This window comes from Flavobacterium sp. XN-5 (genome assembly GCF_008033395.2).
In the GTDB taxonomy this organism is placed as follows: domain Bacteria; phylum Bacteroidota; class Bacteroidia; order Flavobacteriales; family Flavobacteriaceae; genus Flavobacterium; species Flavobacterium hiemivividum.
Genome location: NZ_VOGZ02000003.1, coordinates 74,144 through 90,638 on the forward strand (window position 1 = coordinate 74,144; position 16,495 = coordinate 90,638).

Annotated in this window: 21 protein-coding genes and 1 pseudogene; 20 read left to right on the forward strand and 2 right to left on the reverse strand. The window is 34.5% G+C overall.

Going from position 1 to position 16,495, the window contains the following annotated elements:
* Window positions 1–3 precede the first annotated feature (3 nt).
* From rplR to ctlX, 17 genes are all read left to right on the forward strand, one after another.
* A complete protein-coding gene (gene rplR, locus FQU23_RS07520; RefSeq protein ID WP_147673330.1) occupies window positions 4–354 on the forward strand; it encodes a 50S ribosomal protein L18 in 351 nt (116 codons plus the stop codon).
* Between the two features lie 6 nt (window positions 355–360).
* Window positions 361–885 (forward strand): 30S ribosomal protein S5, encoded by a 525-nt coding sequence (rpsE, locus tag FQU23_RS07525; RefSeq protein ID WP_074724336.1) that lies wholly within the window; start codon window positions 361–363, stop codon window positions 883–885.
* A 12-nt stretch (window positions 886–897) separates the two neighbouring features.
* The gene (gene rpmD, locus FQU23_RS07530; protein WP_132110131.1) at window positions 898–1,080 is read left to right on the forward strand and encodes a 50S ribosomal protein L30; all 183 of its coding nucleotides are present in this window, start codon (window positions 898–900) and stop codon (window positions 1,078–1,080) included.
* Window positions 1,081–1,091: 11 nt separating this feature from the next.
* Window positions 1,092–1,544 (forward strand): 50S ribosomal protein L15, encoded by a 453-nt coding sequence (gene rplO / locus FQU23_RS07535; protein WP_147673331.1) that lies wholly within the window; start codon window positions 1,092–1,094, stop codon window positions 1,542–1,544.
* Between the two features lie 13 nt (window positions 1,545–1,557).
* The gene (gene secY / locus FQU23_RS07540; protein WP_147673332.1) at window positions 1,558–2,904 is read left to right on the forward strand and encodes a preprotein translocase subunit SecY; all 1,347 of its coding nucleotides are present in this window, start codon (window positions 1,558–1,560) and stop codon (window positions 2,902–2,904) included.
* 4 nt (window positions 2,905–2,908) lie between these two features.
* Entirely contained in the window at window positions 2,909–3,124 is a 216-nt protein-coding gene (gene infA, locus FQU23_RS07545; RefSeq protein WP_007136545.1) for a translation initiation factor IF-1, read from the forward strand.
* Window positions 3,125–3,136: 12 nt separating this feature from the next.
* Window positions 3,137–3,253, forward strand: coding sequence for a type B 50S ribosomal protein L36 (ykgO, locus tag FQU23_RS07550; protein ID WP_074724333.1), 117 nt, complete (start codon window positions 3,137–3,139; stop codon window positions 3,251–3,253).
* A gap of 2 nt (window positions 3,254–3,255) precedes the next feature.
* A complete protein-coding gene (gene rpsM, locus FQU23_RS07555; protein WP_101137088.1) occupies window positions 3,256–3,630 on the forward strand; it encodes a 30S ribosomal protein S13 in 375 nt (124 codons plus the stop codon).
* Window positions 3,631–3,638: 8 nt separating this feature from the next.
* Window positions 3,639–4,022: a 30S ribosomal protein S11 gene (gene rpsK / locus FQU23_RS07560; RefSeq protein ID WP_007136543.1), complete on the forward strand. Its 384-nt coding sequence runs from the start codon at window positions 3,639–3,641 to the stop codon at window positions 4,020–4,022.
* 119 nt (window positions 4,023–4,141) lie between these two features.
* Window positions 4,142–4,747 carry a 30S ribosomal protein S4 gene (gene rpsD / locus FQU23_RS07565; RefSeq protein ID WP_066334062.1) on the forward strand — a complete coding sequence of 202 codons (606 nt, stop codon included), beginning with the start codon at window positions 4,142–4,144 and terminating at the stop codon, window positions 4,745–4,747.
* A gap of 21 nt (window positions 4,748–4,768) precedes the next feature.
* A complete protein-coding gene (locus tag FQU23_RS07570; protein WP_132110135.1) occupies window positions 4,769–5,761 on the forward strand; it encodes a DNA-directed RNA polymerase subunit alpha in 993 nt (330 codons plus the stop codon).
* Between the two features lie 63 nt (window positions 5,762–5,824).
* On the forward strand, window positions 5,825–6,313 hold the full coding sequence (rplQ, locus tag FQU23_RS07575; RefSeq protein ID WP_147673333.1) for a 50S ribosomal protein L17: 489 nt from the start codon (window positions 5,825–5,827) through the stop codon (window positions 6,311–6,313).
* A gap of 242 nt (window positions 6,314–6,555) precedes the next feature.
* Window positions 6,556–7,656, forward strand: a complete 1,101-nt coding sequence (gene carA, locus FQU23_RS07580) for a glutamine-hydrolyzing carbamoyl-phosphate synthase small subunit (protein ID WP_147673334.1) — start codon at window positions 6,556–6,558, stop codon at window positions 7,654–7,656.
* A gap of 281 nt (window positions 7,657–7,937) precedes the next feature.
* Entirely contained in the window at window positions 7,938–9,230 is a 1,293-nt protein-coding gene (gene eno, locus FQU23_RS07585; protein WP_132110141.1) for a phosphopyruvate hydratase, read from the forward strand.
* Window positions 9,231–9,385: 155 nt separating this feature from the next.
* On the forward strand, window positions 9,386–10,669 hold the full coding sequence (locus tag FQU23_RS07590; RefSeq protein WP_147673335.1) for a citrate synthase: 1,284 nt from the start codon (window positions 9,386–9,388) through the stop codon (window positions 10,667–10,669).
* 69 nt (window positions 10,670–10,738) lie between these two features.
* On the forward strand, window positions 10,739–11,653 hold the full coding sequence (locus FQU23_RS07595; protein ID WP_147673336.1) for a dimethylarginine dimethylaminohydrolase family protein: 915 nt from the start codon (window positions 10,739–10,741) through the stop codon (window positions 11,651–11,653).
* Window positions 11,654–11,729: 76 nt separating this feature from the next.
* Window positions 11,730–12,665: a citrulline utilization hydrolase CtlX gene (gene ctlX, locus FQU23_RS07600; RefSeq protein ID WP_147673337.1), complete on the forward strand. Its 936-nt coding sequence runs from the start codon at window positions 11,730–11,732 to the stop codon at window positions 12,663–12,665.
* A 55-nt stretch (window positions 12,666–12,720) separates the two neighbouring features.
* Here the strand turns inward: ctlX and FQU23_RS07605 are convergent, their stop codons facing one another.
* Window positions 12,721–13,350 carry a MarC family NAAT transporter gene (locus tag FQU23_RS07605; RefSeq protein WP_132110149.1) on the reverse strand — a complete coding sequence of 210 codons (630 nt, stop codon included), beginning with the start codon at window positions 13,348–13,350 and terminating at the stop codon, window positions 12,721–12,723.
* Between the two features lie 175 nt (window positions 13,351–13,525).
* Between FQU23_RS07605 and FQU23_RS07610 the strand changes: the two genes are divergently transcribed.
* Window positions 13,526–13,891, forward strand: a complete 366-nt coding sequence (locus tag FQU23_RS07610; RefSeq protein ID WP_147673338.1) for a CoA-binding protein — start codon at window positions 13,526–13,528, stop codon at window positions 13,889–13,891.
* A gap of 98 nt (window positions 13,892–13,989) precedes the next feature.
* On the opposite strand, the pseudogene FQU23_RS07615 reads toward FQU23_RS07610, so the two are convergent.
* A pseudogene (locus FQU23_RS07615) lies at window positions 13,990–14,855 on the reverse strand (hypothetical protein).
* A gap of 142 nt (window positions 14,856–14,997) precedes the next feature.
* Here FQU23_RS07615 and recR point away from each other — a divergent pair.
* Window positions 14,998–15,618 carry a recombination mediator RecR gene (gene recR / locus FQU23_RS07620; protein ID WP_147673339.1) on the forward strand — a complete coding sequence of 207 codons (621 nt, stop codon included), beginning with the start codon at window positions 14,998–15,000 and terminating at the stop codon, window positions 15,616–15,618.
* Between the two features lie 70 nt (window positions 15,619–15,688).
* Window positions 15,689–16,480, forward strand: coding sequence for a polysaccharide biosynthesis/export family protein (locus FQU23_RS07625; protein ID WP_147673340.1), 792 nt, complete (start codon window positions 15,689–15,691; stop codon window positions 16,478–16,480).
* Window positions 16,481–16,495: the final 15 nt, after the last annotated feature.

Here is a 16,495-nt window from a genome sequence, read left to right on the forward strand (position 1 = left end):
ATTATGTCATTATCAAAACCTGAAAGAAGACAGAGAATTAGATTCAGAATTAGAAAGACGATTAGTGGTACTGCTACAAATCCAAGACTATCTGTATTTAGAAGTAACAAAGAAATTTATGCTCAACTTATTGATGACGTAAACGGAGTTACTATTTTGGCTGCTTCTTCAAGAGAAAAAGAAATAGGAAAAGGTACTAACGTAGATGTTGCTATTGCGGTTGGAAAACTTGTAGCAGAGAAAGCGTTAAAAGCTGGGATAGAAGTAGTAACATTCGATAGAGGAGGTTACTTGTATCACGGTCGTATTAAATCATTAGCAGAAGGCGCGAGAGCTGCTGGACTTAAATTCTAATATATTATGTCTAATAAATACAAGAATGTAGAGTTGGTAAAACCAAGTGGTCTTGAATTAAAAGATCGTTTGGTGAGTGTTAATCGTGTTACTAAAGTTACAAAGGGTGGTAGAGCTTTTGGTTTTTCTGCTATTGTAGTTGTAGGTGATGAGAATGGTGTTGTAGGTCATGGATTAGGGAAATCTAAAGATGTTTCTGAAGCAATTGCGAAAGCAGTAGAAGATGCTAAGAAAAATTTAGTAAAGATTCCTTTGAATGGAAAATCAGTGCCACACGAACAAAAAGGAAAATTTGGTGGAGCACGTGTATTCTTAATTCCTGCCTCTCATGGTACAGGAGTTATTGCAGGTGGAGCTGTTCGTTCAGTTCTTGAGTCTGTTGGGATTCACGATGTATTATCGAAATCTCAAGGATCATCAAATCCTCACAACGTTGTTAAAGCAACTTTTGACGCGTTGTTACAAATGAGAAGCGCCTATAGTGTTGCAAAACAAAGAGGAGTTTCTTTAGAAAAAGTTTTTAAAGGTTAATTCAAGGAAATTATGGCTAAATTATTAGTAAAACAAGTTAGAAGTAAAATCAACTGTCCACTTGATCAAAAAAGAGGATTGGAAGCTTTAGGTCTGCGTAAAATGGGACAAATTGTAGAGCATGATTCAAACCCTACAATCCTTGGGATGATAAACAAAGTTAAACACTTAGTTTCTGTAGAGGAAACTAAATAACAAATACTGTTATGAATTTAAGTAACTTACAACCAGCTGAGGGTTCAACACACAGTCAAAATAAAAGATTAGGTAGAGGAGAAGGTTCTGGAAAAGGTGGTACTTCGGCAAGAGGACACAACGGACAAAAATCTCGTTCTGGATATTCTAAAAAGATTGGTTTTGAAGGAGGGCAAATGCCACTTCAAAGACGTGTGCCTAAGTTTGGTTTTACAAACATCAATCGTAAAGAATACGAAGGTGTGAATCTTGATACACTTCAATTATTAGTAGATAATGGTGTGATTACAGATACTGTCGATATGACTGTTTATGTAGCAAATCGTTTGGCAACTAAGAATGAAATCGTTAAGATTTTAGGAAGAGGAGAATTGAAAGCGAAATTAAAAGTAACTGCTCACAAATTTACTGCTACTGCAAAAGCTGCTATTGAAGCGGCTGGTGGAGAAGCTGTAACAATGTAATTTTTCAAATTATATGAAGAAATTTATAGAATCATTAAGTAATGTTTGGAAAATCGAGGAGCTAAGAAACAGAATCCTAATTACGTTAGGTCTGCTTTTAGTTTATCGTTTTGGAGCACATGTTACGCTTCCTGGAATCGATGCAACACAATTGAATGGTTTAGCAGGTCAGACCCAAAGTGGTATCGGATCTATACTAGATATGTTTACTGGTGGTGCATTCTCTAAAGCGTCAGTTTTTGCTTTAGGAATTATGCCTTACATTTCGGCTTCTATTGTGGTGCAGCTTATGGGAATTGCGATTCCTTATTTGCAGAAACTTCAAAGTGATGGTGAAAGTGGTAGAAAAAAGATTAATCAGATAACGCGTTGGTTAACTATTGTTATTACACTAGTACAAGGACCAACTTACATCTACAATCTATATAGAACTTTACCTAGTAGTGCATTTTTATTAGGGTTTAATTCTTTTGAATTCTTGTTTTCTTCAGTGATTATCTTAGTTACAGGTACAATATTTGCCATGTGGTTAGGTGAAAAGATAACTGATAAAGGAATTGGGAATGGTATTTCACTTTTAATCATGGTAGGTATACTTGCTAGATTTCCTCAAGCATTTATACAGGAGTTTACTACTAGAGTTACGAATAACAACGGTGGACCAATGGTATTGGTTATCGAAATTATTATTTGGCTTTTAGTTATTGTTGCCTGTGTTTTATTAACTATGGCAATTAGAAAGATACCAGTTCAGTACGCTCGTCGTACGACTTCAGGTGATTTTGAACAAGATATGATGGGTGGTAATAGACAATGGATTCCTTTGAAGCTTAATGCTTCTGGAGTTATGCCTATTATCTTTGCTCAGGCGATCATGTTCATTCCTGCTGCATTAGCTGGTTTGTCTAAGTCAGATGCATCACAATCCATTGTTGGTGCTTTTAGTGACATGTTCGGTTTTTGGTATAACCTTGTATTTGCAACTTTAATAATTGTATTTACATTCTTTTATACAGCAATTACAGTTCCTACTAATAAGATGTCAGATGATTTGAAGAGAAGTGGAGGATTTATTCCAGGTATTAGACCAGGTGTAGAAACTTCTGATTTTCTTGACAAAGTGATGTCATTGATAACTTTCCCAGGATCTTTATTTCTAGCTCTAATAGCTGTGTTCCCAGCGATTATTGTAAGTCTTATGGATGTTCAACAATCTTGGGCAATGTTTTTCGGAGGTACCTCATTAATAATTATGGTTGGTGTTGCAATAGATACAATTCAACAAATTAATTCATACTTGTTAAACAAGCATTATGACGGTTTAATGAAGAGTGGAAAAAATAGAAAAGCAGTAGCTTAATCTTATGGCAAAACAATCAGCAATAGAACAAGACGGATCAATAATTGAAGCATTATCAAATGCTATGTTCCGTGTAGAGTTAGAAAATGGACATATCGTAATTGCTCATATATCTGGAAAAATGCGTATGCATTACATCAAATTATTACCTGGTGATAAAGTGAAACTAGAAATGAGCCCATACGATTTGTCAAAAGCAAGAATTACTTATAGATATTAAAGGATATTCACAATGAAAGTTAGAGCATCAGTAAAAAAGAGAAGTCCCGAGTGCAAGATTGTGCGTAGAAAAGGGATATTGTACGTTATAAACAAAAAGAATCCTAGATTTAAACAAAGACAAGGATAATTATGGCAAGAATAGCAGGGGTAGATATCCCAAAAAACAAGAGAGGTGTTATAGCACTTACCTATATCTTTGGATTAGGAAGCAGTAGAGCTATTGAGATTTTAGAAAAAGCTCAAGTTAGCCAAGATAAAAAAGTTCAAGACTGGAATGATGATGAGATCGGAGCAATTCGTGAGGCAGTATCAGAATTCAAAATTGAAGGAGAATTGCGTTCTGAGGTTTCTTTGAACATCAAACGTTTAATGGATATTGGTTGTTATAGAGGTATCCGTCATAGAACTGGTCTTCCTTTAAGAGGGCAAAGAACTAAAAACAACTCTAGAACAAGAAAAGGTAAAAGAAAAACTGTTGCCAACAAGAAAAAAGCAACTAAATAATAAGTAATATGGCTAAAGCAACTGCAAAAAAACGTAAAGTTATCGTTGAATCAACGGGAGAAGCTCATATTTCTGCTACCTTCAATAACATCATCATTTCTTTGACAAACAAAAAAGGTGAAGTTATTTCTTGGTCTTCAGCTGGTAAAATGGGTTTTAGAGGTTCTAAAAAGAATACTCCATACGCAGCCCAAATGGCAGCAGAAGATTGTAGTAAAGTAGCTATTGAAGCAGGACTTAAAAAAGTGAAAGTGTATGTAAAAGGACCAGGAAACGGACGTGAGTCTGCGATTCGTTCTTTGCATAACGGTGGAATTGAAGTGACTGAGATTATCGACGTTACCCCAATGCCTCACAATGGATGTCGTCCTCCTAAGAGACGTAGAGTTTAATTTATACTGAATTTATTTCAGTATCTTTTATAAAACAAAATTATAGTATAACCTAGATTGAATTTCGATTATTGAAGGATAAGACCTGAATTCATAATCTCAATCTTAAACAATTTAAAATGGCAAGATATACTGGTCCAAAAACTAGAATTGCTCGTAAATTTGGCGAAGCAATATTCGGAGATGACAAAGCATTCGAAAGAAGAAGTTACCCACCTGGACAACACGGGATGGCTAAAAAAAGAGGAAAAAAATCTGAGTATGCAATCCAGTTAATGGAGAAGCAAAAAGCTAAATATTCTTACGGAATATTAGAAAAACAATTCAGAGGTTTATTCAAAAAAGCATCGGCTACTAAAGGTGTTACTGGTGAAGTTCTTTTACAATTATGTGAAGCAAGATTAGATAACGTTGTATTTAGAATGGGTATTGCTCCTTCTAGAAGAGGCGCTAGACAACTTGTATCTCACAGACACATCACAGTTAACGGTGATGTAGTAAATATTGCTTCTTACCACCTTAAACCTGGTGACAAAGTTGCTGTTCGTGAAAAATCTAAATCATTAGAGGCTATCGAACGTTCTTTATCTAATTCAAGTCATGTTTATGAGTGGATTACTTGGAACAATGATGTTAAAGAAGGTACTTTTGTTTCTGTACCAGCTAGACTTCAAATTCCAGAAAACATTAAAGAACAATTAATCGTAGAGTTGTACAACAAATAATAATTGACTTAGTCGAAATTTATGGCAATATTTAATTTTCAGAAGCCCGATAAAGTTATCATGATCGATTCAACCGATTTTGAAGGTAAGTTTGAATTTAGACCTTTAGAACCAGGATACGGATTGACCGTTGGTAATGCACTTAGAAGAGTTTTGCTTTCAGCATTAGAAGGTTATGCAATTACATCCGTTCGTATAGAAGGTGTAGATCATGAGTTTTCTACTATCTCAGGAGTTGTTGAAGATGTTACCGAAATCATTCTTAATCTTAAACAAGTACGTTTTAAACGTCAAATTGAAGATGTAGATAATGAAGCAGTTACTATTTCTGTGTCAGGTAAAGATCAATTAACAGCTGGTGATTTTCAAAAATTTATTTCAGGTTTCCAAGTTTTGAATCCAGAACTAGTTATCTGTAATTTAGATCCAAAAATCAAATTGAACTTCGATTTAACAATCGAAAAAGGTAGAGGATATGTTCCTGCAGAAGAGAACAAAAAACAGAACGCAGCAATTGGAACCATTTTTACGGATTCTATTTTTACTCCGGTAAAAAACGTAAAGTATTCAATTGAAAACTTCCGTGTTGAGCAAAAAACAGATTATGAAAAATTAGTTTTCGAAATAAAAACTGATGGTTCTATAAATCCAAAAGATGCCCTTACTGAAGCAGCCAAAGTTTTAATTCACCATTTCATGTTGTTTTCTGACGAAAGAATTACACTCGAGGCTGATGAGATCGCACAAACAGAATCGTATGATGAGGAATCATTACATATGAGACAATTGCTTAAAACTAAGCTTGTTGATATGGACTTATCTGTAAGAGCATTAAATTGTTTGAAAGCGGCTGAAGTTGATACACTTGGAGATTTAGTATCGTTCAATAAAAATGACCTAATGAAATTCCGTAATTTTGGTAAAAAATCTTTAACAGAACTAGATGAACTAGTAGCTATTAAAAATTTGAACTTCGGAATGGATTTAGCGAAATACAAACTAGATAAAGAATAAATTACTTCATATTTTGATCTCCAAAACGGATAGTATCAAGATGAAAGTATAAAAAAACACGTCATGAGACACGGAAAAAAATTCAACCACTTAAGCAGACAGACAGCACATAGAAAATCTATGTTAGCTAATATGGCTTGTTCTCTTATTGAGCACAAACGTATTAACACTACTGTTGCTAAAGCGAAAGCGCTTAAACAATTTGTTGAGCCTTTAATAACAAAATCAAAAACGGATACGACTCACAACCGTCGTATTTGTTTCGCTTACTTACGTAGTAAATATGCGGTAACTGACTTGTTCAGAGACGTAGCTGCTAAAGTAGGAGACCGTCCAGGTGGATACACTCGTATCATTAAAGTTGGAAATCGTTTGGGAGATAATGCTGATATGGCAATGATCGAACTTGTAGATTTCAACGAACTTTACAATGGCGGAAAGAAAGAAGTTAAAAAAGCAAAAAGCCGTCGTGGTGGAAAAGCTAAAAAAGCAGATGAAGCTACTGAAGTTCCAGCCGCTGATGCTGACACAACTACAACAGCTGCTGAATAGTTATGAAGATAACCATTCAATAAAAAATAAGGATAAACTATTAGTAGTTTATCCTTTTTTTTTGCTTTTTTAGGAGCAAACTAGCGAGATTGGCCGCTTATGTTTCGGTTTTACAAAACGGTATAATTCATACTCTATTAGAAGTAAAAGGGTTAGTCTCGCCACATTTTGTTTCATAATAAATTTTAAAAGTTTGCATCCATTGTATTAATAAATTAAATTTGCACAATATTTAACTACACATGAAATATACAACACGACAAAGCGCCATACTTTTACTAAGTGACGGCACCATTTTTCACGGAAAATCAATAGGTATTAGCGGAACTACTTTTGGAGAAGTGTGCTTTAACACTGGAATGACTGGTTATCAAGAAATCTTTACAGATCCTTCTTATTTTGGACAAATAATGGTCGCTACTAATGCTCATATTGGGAATTACGGTGTAAATGAAAACGAAGTAGAATCGGATGGGATTAAGATATCTGGTTTGGTATGTAAAAATTTTAGTTTTAACTATTCAAGAGCTGATGCTTCGGAAAGCTTAGAAGAATACTTCATTAAGCAAAACTTGATTTGTATTTCCGATGTAGATACTAGAGCACTTGTAAGTTATATTAGAGACCATGGCGCTATGAATGCGGTTATTTGTACTGATGGAACTTCTGTTGAAGAATTAAAGGCTTCTTTAGCCAATGTTCCTGACATGAAAGGACTTGAGTTAGCTTCTAAGGTATCTACTAAAGAGCCTTATTTTTATGGTGATGAAAATGCGACGTATAAAATAGCAGCCTTAGATTTAGGGATCAAAACAAATATACTTCGCAACCTTGCTAAAAGAGATTGTTACATTAAAGTTTTTCCTTTCGATTCAACTTACAATGATTTAGCTTCTTTTAATCCAGATGGCTTTTTCTTGTCTAATGGACCTGGAGATCCAGAGCCACTTGCGGGAGCAATTCAAGTAGCAAAAGAAATTCTTGAAAACAATAAACCTTTATTTGGAATCTGTTTAGGACATCAAGTTATTGGGTTAGCAAATGGAATTTCGACTTATAAAATGTTTAACGGTCACCGAGGAATAAATCACCCGGTTAAGAATTTAATTTCCGGTAAAGGTGAGATTACTTCGCAGAATCACGGTTTTGCAGTTAACAAAGAAGAGTTAGAAGCAAATGCTGATTTAGAAATCACGCACGTTCATTTAAATGATGGAACTGTTGCGGGAATGAGAATGAAGGATAAAAATTGTTTTTCAGTTCAATATCATCCAGAAGCAAGTCCAGGACCTCACGATTCGTCTTATTTATTCGATCAATTTATTGAAAATATTAAAAAATAGGAATCTATTTCTTATTTTTTAGAACACAAATCAGATGCTTTCTTTTTAATTAAAGTCAGCATCTTTTTTTTATTTATACTATTCGAAAATAGTAATGTCGCTAGAAATTGAAGAGCTGATTTAGGTAAATCGGTGAATATTAAGATGATTTTTCTAAAAATGTGAAAAAGTTTTTTAATTATGCATAATTATAACGTTTTCGTTAATAAGATTAAATATTTTCATATTATCATTACAAAAGATAGGATATATTTGTATTTTATAATTTAAAATAAAGTAATATGAGTATTATTATCAAAATTCACGCAAGACAAATTTTCGATTCAAGAGGGAATCCAACAATAGAAGTAGATGTAGTTACTGAACATGGTGTTTTAGGTAGAGCGGCAGTTCCATCTGGAGCTTCAACTGGAGAACACGAAGCAGTTGAGTTACGTGACGGAGGGAAAGCTTATTTAGGAAAGGGAGTTTTGAATGCAGTGAAAAATGTTAATACACTTATTGCAGAAGAGCTTTTAGGAACTTCAGTTTTTGAACAAAATGTAATTGATCAAATGATGATTGATTTAGATGGTACGCCAAATAAATCGAAATTAGGTGCAAATGCTATATTGGGAGTTTCGCTTGCTGTTGCAAAAGCAGCTGCTAACGAACTAGGTTTGCCATTATATAGATATGTAGGTGGAGTTTCGGCTAATACCTTACCAGTTCCTATGATGAATATCATCAACGGAGGTTCGCATTCTGATGCACCTATCGCATTTCAAGAATTCATGATTTTCCCTGTAAAAGCAACATCTTTTACACATGCTATGCAAATGGGAACTGAAATTTTCCATAGCCTTAAAAAAGTGTTACACGATAGAGGTCTTTCTACCGCTGTAGGTGACGAAGGTGGTTTTGCTCCAACATTAGCTGGTGGAACGGAAGATGCTTTAGATACAATCAAAAAAGCAGTTGAAAATGCTGGGTATACTTTTGGTGATGAGATCATGGTTGCTTTAGACTGTGCTGCTGCAGAATTTTATGTAAACGGAAAATACGATTACTCTAAATTTGAAGGTGAAACTGGAAAAGTAAGATCTTCAGCGGAGCAAGTTGATTATTTAGCTGAATTAGTGGCTAAATATCCAATTATTTCTATCGAAGATGGTATGGATGAAAATGACTGGGATGGTTGGAAATTGCTTACAGAGAAAATTGGAGATAAAGTACAATTAGTAGGTGATGATTTGTTCGTTACTAACGTAGAGCGTTTGTCTACAGGTATCGAAAGAGGAATCGCTAACTCAATACTTATTAAAGTAAACCAAATTGGTACTTTAACTGAAACAATTGCAGCGGTAAACATGGCTAAAAATGCAGGATATACTTCTGTAATGTCACACCGTTCTGGAGAAACAGAAGACAATACAATTGCTGATTTAGCAGTTGCCTTGAATTGCGGTCAAATTAAGACTGGTTCTGCATCTCGTTCTGATCGTATGGCTAAATACAATCAGCTATTAAGAATCGAGGAAGAACTTGGAGATACTGCTTATTTTCCTGGTAAAAATGCATTCAAGATAAAATAAGACTTATTTTTATAATTCCAAAGGCCATTCGATTTATTCGGATGGCCTTTTTTTGTGGGTTTTAACAATATCATTGTCAATTTCTCTTTTTATTTTCTGTTATTATTCTTAGATTTGGTAAATTATTAAATATAAAGTTTTATTTTCAAAATATTATGTCAAAAACAGCTATAATAGAAATTGATGGCAAGAGGTTTGAACTTCCAGTTGTAGAGGGAACTGAAAACGAACAAGCGATCGATATTAACAAATTACGTGATTTAACTGGGATAATTACACTTGATCCAGGGTATAAAAATTCAGGTTCTTGTACTAGTAAAATTACTTTCTTAGATGGAGAACTAGGAATATTGCGTTATAGAGGATATTCAATTGAAGACTTGGCTGACAAAGCTGATTTTCTAGAAGTTTCCTTTCTTTTAATCTTTGGAGAGTTACCTACTGCAGCGCAGTTGAAACAATTTGAAGATGATATTAGAAAGCATACTTTAGTTAATGAGGAGATGAAAAACATCATTGATGGTTTCCCAAGAACAGCGCATCCAATGGGTGTATTGGCGGCATTAACTAGTGCATTAACTGCATTTAACCCTAAGTCGGTGAATGTTGAAAATGAAAAAGAAATGTATCAAGCCGTTTGTAAGACTATGGGTAAATTCCTAGTTATAGCAACTTGGACCTACAGAAAAAGTATGGGTTATCCTTTGAATTATTACGATAATACTAAAGGATATGTTGAGAATTTCATGAGATTAATGTTTGAAGTACCAACGGAGCCTTACAAAGCAAACCCGATTGTTATTGATGCATTAGATAAATTGTTCATCCTTCACGGTGATCACGAGCAAAACTGTTCTACCTCTACGGTAAGAATGGTGGGCTCCTCTCATGCGGGATTATTTGCATCTATTTCGGCAGGTGTTTCTGCACTTTGGGGACCACTGCACGGTGGAGCAAATCAAGCAGTGCTTGAAATGCTTGAAGAAATCCATAAAAATGGTGGGGATACAGATAAATATATGGCTAAGGCCAAAGACAAAAACGATCCTTTTAGATTAATGGGATTTGGTCACAGAGTATATAAAAACTTTGATCCACGTGCTAAAATCATTAAAAAAGCGGCAGATGAAGTTTTAGAAACTTTAGGTGTTGACGATCCTATTCTTGCTATTGCAAAAAAATTGGAAGCATTAGCGCTGGAAGATGATTATTTCAAATCTAGAAGCTTATATCCAAATGTAGATTTCTATTCTGGAATTATTTACAGAGCATTAGGAATTCCTACTGATATGTTTACAGTAATGTTCGCAATAGGACGTTTACCGGGTTGGATCGCACAATGGAAAGAAATGCGTGAGAACAAAGAGCCTATTGGAAGGCCAAGACAAATATACACAGGATCTCCTTTAAGAGATTTTAAGACTGTTGATAAACGATAAATTCAATTTTAAAAAGCTTCACTAACTAGTGAGGCTTTTTTTTTATCTTTGTCCAAATTGATTGGTTATATGTTAAAATTAAATGTTAAGAATGAGACTTCAAGATTGCGAGCAGTGGTTCTAGGAACTGCAGTAAGTAATGGACCAACACCAACAGTAGCCGAAGCCTATGACCCAAAATCTTTAGAGCATATATTGGCAGGAACTTATCCGCTGGAAAGTGATATGGTAAACGAAATGGAGGTTTTTAATAAAGTGCTTCAAAAATACAATGTCACCATATATAGACCCGAATTAATGACTGATTACAACCAGATATTTACAAGAGATATCGGTTTTGTAATTGACGACATTTTTATTAAGTCGAATATTTTGCCTGAGCGTGAAAGAGAATTAGACGCGATTCAATACATTATTGATCAGATAGACCCCATAAAAGTGGTGCGTCCTCCTGAAGAAGTACATATCGAAGGAGGAGATGTGATGCTTTGGGATGATCATATTTTTATTGGTACTTATAAAGGAAGTGATTATAAAGAGTACATTACCGCAAGAACAAATAAAGAAGGAGTTCAGTTTATAAAAGACTTGTTTCCTCATAAAATCGTTAAGGAATTCGATTTAGTTAAATCTAAAATTGAAGCACGCGATAATGCGTTGCACCTTGATTGCTGTTTTCAGCCGGTAGGTCCTAATAAAGGAATTATATACAAAAGAGGATTCCGTGAAGAAGCGGATTATATGTATCTTGTTAAGCTTTTTGGTAAAGATAACTTGTTCCATGTCACAAGAGAAGAGATGTACAATATGAATTCAAATGTGTTTTCTATTGATGCGAATGTGGTGGTTTCTGAAAAAAACTTCACTCGGTTAAATAACTGGTTGCGATCTTCTGGATTTACAGTAGAGGAAATTCCTTATGCAGAGATTTCTAAGCAAGAAGGATTATTACGCTGTTCCACATTACCTTTAATTAGAGATTAAAAAAAAATATTCAAAGTTTAAGGTTTCAAATAGCAGTTCGCAACTTTAAATCTTAAACTTTTAAACAAAAAATATTATGAGACAAACTACAAATTCAATATTGATGATTCGCCCGGTGGCGTTTAGAATGAACGAACAAACGGCAGTTAATAATTATTATCAAAAAGTAATTGACGGGCTTTTACCAGCAACAGTAAATGCAAAAGCGCAACAAGAATTTGATGTTTTTGTCGAAAAACTGCGTGCTGTGGGTGTTGACGTAATCGTGGTCGATGATACTTTAAACCCAGATACTCCAGACAGTATTTTCCCGAACAACTGGGTTTCTTTTCATGAAAATGGAGATGTGGCGCTGTATCCAATGTTTGCGGTGAATCGTCGTGAGGAACGCCGTGAGGAAATTTTGGACACCTTAGAAGAAAAAGGTTTTAAAATCGAAAATATTGTAGATTATACCTCTGCCGAAGAGGATGGTTTTTTCTTAGAAGGAACCGGAAGTTTACTTCTTGATAGAGTGAATGAAAAAGCATATTGCGCCTTGTCTTCTCGAGCTGATGAAGAACTATTTATTGAGTTCTGTGAGGATTTTGACTATGCCCCTGTTGTTTTCGAAGCTTTTCATACTGTAGATGGAGAGCGTAAATTGATTTACCATACGAATGTTATGATGTGTTTGGGAGAAACATTTGCTGTTATTTGCACAGACAGTATCGATGACAAAAAAGAACGCAAAATGGTTTTGGATAACCTTAAAAAAGACAATAAAGAAGTAATCACAATCACAGAAGCACAAGTAAATAATTTTGCTGGAAATATGCTGGAAGTACGTGGCGCCGATGATAAAAGATATATCGTAATGAGTTCGGCGGCGCATCAAAGTCTAACGCCAAAGCAAATAGAACAGTTAGAAAAACATGCTACGATTCTTAGCTCAAGTTTAGATACTATCGAAGCTTGTGGCGGTGGAAGCGCAAGATGCATGATGGCAGAAATATTTCTGCCTAAAAATTAACTAATTCTAAAAAAAAAAATCTGACTCAGAATATTCGAAGTCAGATTTTTTTTAGTTATAAAAGATTTGTTTTGATAATATTGATGATCGCACTTACTATATATTGAATTCCAATCGCAATTACAATAAATCCCACGATTCTCGATATAGCAACAATTCCTGATGCACCTAGTATTTTAGCTAAATAGTGAGCACTTTTTAAAATTATAAAAATGGCAATCGCAATGGCAAGAATGGCTAGCGAAGAAATAATTATTTCACTTGTAGAATGATGTTCTTGGTAAAACGCAATTAATAGAGAAATCGATCCAGGACCAGCAAGCATAGGGATAGCAAGCGGCGTTAAAGCAATATCATTTCGGCCTTGTGCATCAGATTCTGCTTGTTTAGTGATACCTCTTTTCTTAGAAAATTCTCCGGAAAGCAACGAGAATCCTGAACTTACAATAATTATTCCACCGGCAATTCTAAGCGCATCGATACTAATTCCGAAAAAAACCAAAACATATTGTCCAATAAAAAAGGATACGATAAGAATGATAAATACATTAATAGCTGTCCATAAAGATATGCGCGAACGTTCTTTTTTACTGTCATCTTGGGTTAGCCCAACAAATATAGGGACAGTTCCAATGGGATTTAAAACCGAAAAAAGAGCAGCAAATAAATATATAAAAAGTTCCATGGTTTTTCTCGAAATTAGTTAGGGTTCTTGCCTTTCGAAGCAATTTTTAGACTTAGAAAAGATTATAATAAACAGAGTCGCATCATAATTATAAAGCATAAGAAAACGAAAGATATTAATTTATATTAAAACGGACTATAGTATTTTAGTACTTTTACAGAAAAATAATAAAATAATGAAAAATAAGAAAACTTTAGTTCTTGGAGCATCAGCAAAACCAGAGAAATATGCATACAAAGCGATTACTATGTTAGTTGATAAAGGACATTCAGTTCTTGCCATTGGACAAAATGCAGGAGAAGTAGCCGGTATCAAGATTAATACTAAAGCGATTCCTTTAAAAAATATTGACACAATTACTTTATATTTAAATCCGACCCGTCAAAAAGATTATTACAACTACATAGTTGAAACGAAACCAAAACGGGTGCTTTTTAATCCAGGAACCGAGAACCCAGAATTGTACCAACTATTAGAGCTAAATAACATTAAGTCAGAAGTGGCTTGTACATTGGTTTTATTGACTACAAATAGGTATTAAATAGCTGAATAAATTAACAATATATTGATTTCGTCTCCGTTTTAAAACCGAGACGAAATGCAATTATAACCATTTGTTTTGCGTGGTTTAGATCAAAATTAAAAACGAGTTTCTTCTACTGCGGGTTTGCTAATCAGTAGTAGTCCTATGAAGGTTATTAGTCCGTTTATGATAATTAGTTCATTATCGAATACATATCCGAAAAATAATACTTTTGAATTTTCACTTAGCAGCAATGTTAGTGCTGGAGAAAGCAAGCAAATGAACGGTATAAATTGATCTTTCACAGTTTTTGTTTTCACAAATAAACCGAATCCATACAATCCTAGTAATGGACCATAGGTATAAGAAGCAATTCTGAAAATTATTGCTACCACTGAGCTGTCGTTGACAGAGTTGAAAAAAACAATAACCAAGAACATTAGAAAACAAAAGCCAAGATGTGTAAAGTGTCTTGCTCGCACTGCAGTGGGCTTATTTCTGTTTTCTGTTTTGTCCATACCCAGAAAATCGACACAAAACGAAGTGGTTAGCGCAGTTAAAGCGGAGTCTGTTGTTGCAAAAGTCGCCGCCGTTAATCCTTGTAAGAATATCACCGACGGAACTAATGTCAAGTGATGAAAAGCGATTTCAGGAAATAGTAAGTCGGTTCTTGGTTTTCCGGTAACCAAATCTGTTGGTGTACTTTGGCAATGAATATAAATCCTATAGCGTTTCCCAGAACAAACTGAAAATATTTGAATTGCTCGCCATTTGGCGATCCCACTTCTCCAGGAACCGAGATAAAAGTTACTCCAGATAACGCTGTTCCAATCATTCCGAAAGCGACTAAATACTATTTAGCATTTTTATTTGCTTTAAAGAAAGCGTCGTTGCCACTGTCTTTTTTACTGGTGAAGTGCGAAATAGCAAATAATATTCCGAAGTAGATTACAATAAGGGATAGAATGGTGAAGGGTGTCATTTATTGAATTTTGAGAAGCAAAATACAATTTTTTAGCTAATCCGTTATTTGGCCGTTATTTTATTTGAAAGCATAAGAATTTGTAACAGCGATTATTTAAATAAGCATTTAAAGAAATAAACAAATTACTACATTTGTAGTTATGGAATTCTCATCAAAATTAATAGAAAAAGCAGTTAACGAAATTTCTCAATTGCCAGGAATCGGCAAGAGAACTGCCTTGCGGTTAGTGCTTCATTTATTGAAACAGCCCAAAGAACAAACTGGTTTTCTAGCTCAGGCATTGCTAAATATGCGTGAAGATATTAAGTATTGTACAAATTGTCACAATATTTCGGACAGTGAGATTTGCGAAATTTGCGCTAATAAAAGTCGGAATCATCAGATTGTGTGTGTCGTAGAAGACATACGTGATGTCATGGCGATAGAAAACACAGGACAATTTAGAGGAGTTTATCATGTTTTAGGGGGTAAAATATCGCCTATTGACGGAGTGGGACCAAGCCAGTTGCGAATAAGTACCTTGGTAGAAAAAGTAAAAGCAGGAAGTGTAAACGAAGTTATTTTTGCTTTAAGCTCAACTATGGAAGGTGATACTACTAATTTTTATATTTATAAACAGATCGCTGATGCAGATATTGTAATTTCGACAATTGCACGCGGAATTGCAGTTGGGGATGAGTTAGAATATGCCGATGAAGTAACTTTAGGAAGAAGCATACTGCAGCGCGTTCCGTTCGAAAAGTCTTTTAAAAACAATTAATTGGCGTAATAAATAACTAAACTTTTGATATAGTAAATGAAAAGCTATATTTGTTAAATAAAATATAAATATGAGCAAACATATATTCTATTTATTACTAGTTATTAGTATGTTGTTTACGTCTTGTATTCCTACGCAGGATTTAATTTATTTACAAAAAAAGAGTACTACGGATTTAGAAACTGGAATTTCGGCTGTCGTTGCTAAGCCCTATCGATTGCAAACTAATGATGTGCTAAGTATTAGTATCAAGGCGATTGATCCTAAATTAGTTGCTATTTTTAGTACTACAAATCAGGGAGAGGCTGGGAAATCAGAGTCTGGATTGTATTTTGATGGCTTTACGGTTGATGATCACGGGAATATTAGAATGCCTGTTTTAGGAGAATTGAATGTTATTGGTTATACTTTGGATGAAGTAAGAGTTAAAATCGAAAAGCAATTATTAGAGGACTATTTTAAAAAAGAAGCTAATATTTTTGTTATTGTAAAATTAGCGGGCTTCAAGTATACCATTAATGGAGAAATAGGGAGTACGGGAACAAAAACCTTGTTTCAGGAAAACGTGACTATTATGGAAGCGATTGCAAACGCGGGAGATATCACTATTACAGGAAATAGAAAGGCCGTTACCATTATTAGAAAATCACCAACTGGAGTTGAAATGCATGATCTCGATCTTACAGATATTAATGTCATGAATTCTCCTTATTTTTATTTACAGCCTAACGATTATATATATGTCAAACCACTCAAGCAAAAAACGTGGGGAACAGGAAAGACTGGAATAGAATCATTGGGTACTTTTATTACCGTGTTGTCATTGGCAACAACGACTTTTTTCTTGTTATTTAAAAACTAAACCAGAAATCAAAAA

What these genes read in the sequence shown, in the direction of transcription:
- rplR (WP_147673330.1), top strand. Translation starts at nt 4, where the DNA reads ATGTCATTATCAAAACCTGAAAGAAGACAGAGAATTAGATTCAGAATT.
- rpsE (WP_074724336.1), top strand. Translation starts at nt 361, where the DNA reads ATGTCTAATAAATACAAGAATGTAGAGTTGGTAAAACCAAGTGGTCTT.
- rpmD (WP_132110131.1), top strand. Translation starts at nt 898, where the DNA reads ATGGCTAAATTATTAGTAAAACAAGTTAGAAGTAAAATCAACTGTCCA.
- rplO (WP_147673331.1), top strand. Translation starts at nt 1,092, where the DNA reads ATGAATTTAAGTAACTTACAACCAGCTGAGGGTTCAACACACAGTCAA.
- secY (WP_147673332.1), top strand. Translation starts at nt 1,558, where the DNA reads ATGAAGAAATTTATAGAATCATTAAGTAATGTTTGGAAAATCGAGGAG.
- infA (WP_007136545.1), top strand. Translation starts at nt 2,909, where the DNA reads ATGGCAAAACAATCAGCAATAGAACAAGACGGATCAATAATTGAAGCA.
- ykgO (WP_074724333.1), top strand. Translation starts at nt 3,137, where the DNA reads ATGAAAGTTAGAGCATCAGTAAAAAAGAGAAGTCCCGAGTGCAAGATT.
- rpsM (WP_101137088.1), top strand. Translation starts at nt 3,256, where the DNA reads ATGGCAAGAATAGCAGGGGTAGATATCCCAAAAAACAAGAGAGGTGTT.
- rpsK (WP_007136543.1), top strand. Translation starts at nt 3,639, where the DNA reads ATGGCTAAAGCAACTGCAAAAAAACGTAAAGTTATCGTTGAATCAACG.
- rpsD (WP_066334062.1), top strand. Translation starts at nt 4,142, where the DNA reads ATGGCAAGATATACTGGTCCAAAAACTAGAATTGCTCGTAAATTTGGC.
- FQU23_RS07570 (WP_132110135.1), top strand. Translation starts at nt 4,769, where the DNA reads ATGGCAATATTTAATTTTCAGAAGCCCGATAAAGTTATCATGATCGAT.
- rplQ (WP_147673333.1), top strand. Translation starts at nt 5,825, where the DNA reads ATGAGACACGGAAAAAAATTCAACCACTTAAGCAGACAGACAGCACAT.
- carA (WP_147673334.1), top strand. Translation starts at nt 6,556, where the DNA reads ATGAAATATACAACACGACAAAGCGCCATACTTTTACTAAGTGACGGC.
- eno (WP_132110141.1), top strand. Translation starts at nt 7,938, where the DNA reads ATGAGTATTATTATCAAAATTCACGCAAGACAAATTTTCGATTCAAGA.
- FQU23_RS07590 (WP_147673335.1), top strand. Translation starts at nt 9,386, where the DNA reads ATGTCAAAAACAGCTATAATAGAAATTGATGGCAAGAGGTTTGAACTT.
- FQU23_RS07595 (WP_147673336.1), top strand. Translation starts at nt 10,739, where the DNA reads ATGTTAAAATTAAATGTTAAGAATGAGACTTCAAGATTGCGAGCAGTG.
- ctlX (WP_147673337.1), top strand. Translation starts at nt 11,730, where the DNA reads ATGAGACAAACTACAAATTCAATATTGATGATTCGCCCGGTGGCGTTT.
- FQU23_RS07605 (WP_132110149.1), bottom strand. Translation starts at nt 13,350, where the DNA reads ATGGAACTTTTTATATATTTATTTGCTGCTCTTTTTTCGGTTTTAAAT.
- FQU23_RS07610 (WP_147673338.1), top strand. Translation starts at nt 13,526, where the DNA reads ATGAAAAATAAGAAAACTTTAGTTCTTGGAGCATCAGCAAAACCAGAG.
- recR (WP_147673339.1), top strand. Translation starts at nt 14,998, where the DNA reads ATGGAATTCTCATCAAAATTAATAGAAAAAGCAGTTAACGAAATTTCT.
- FQU23_RS07625 (WP_147673340.1), top strand. Translation starts at nt 15,689, where the DNA reads ATGAGCAAACATATATTCTATTTATTACTAGTTATTAGTATGTTGTTT.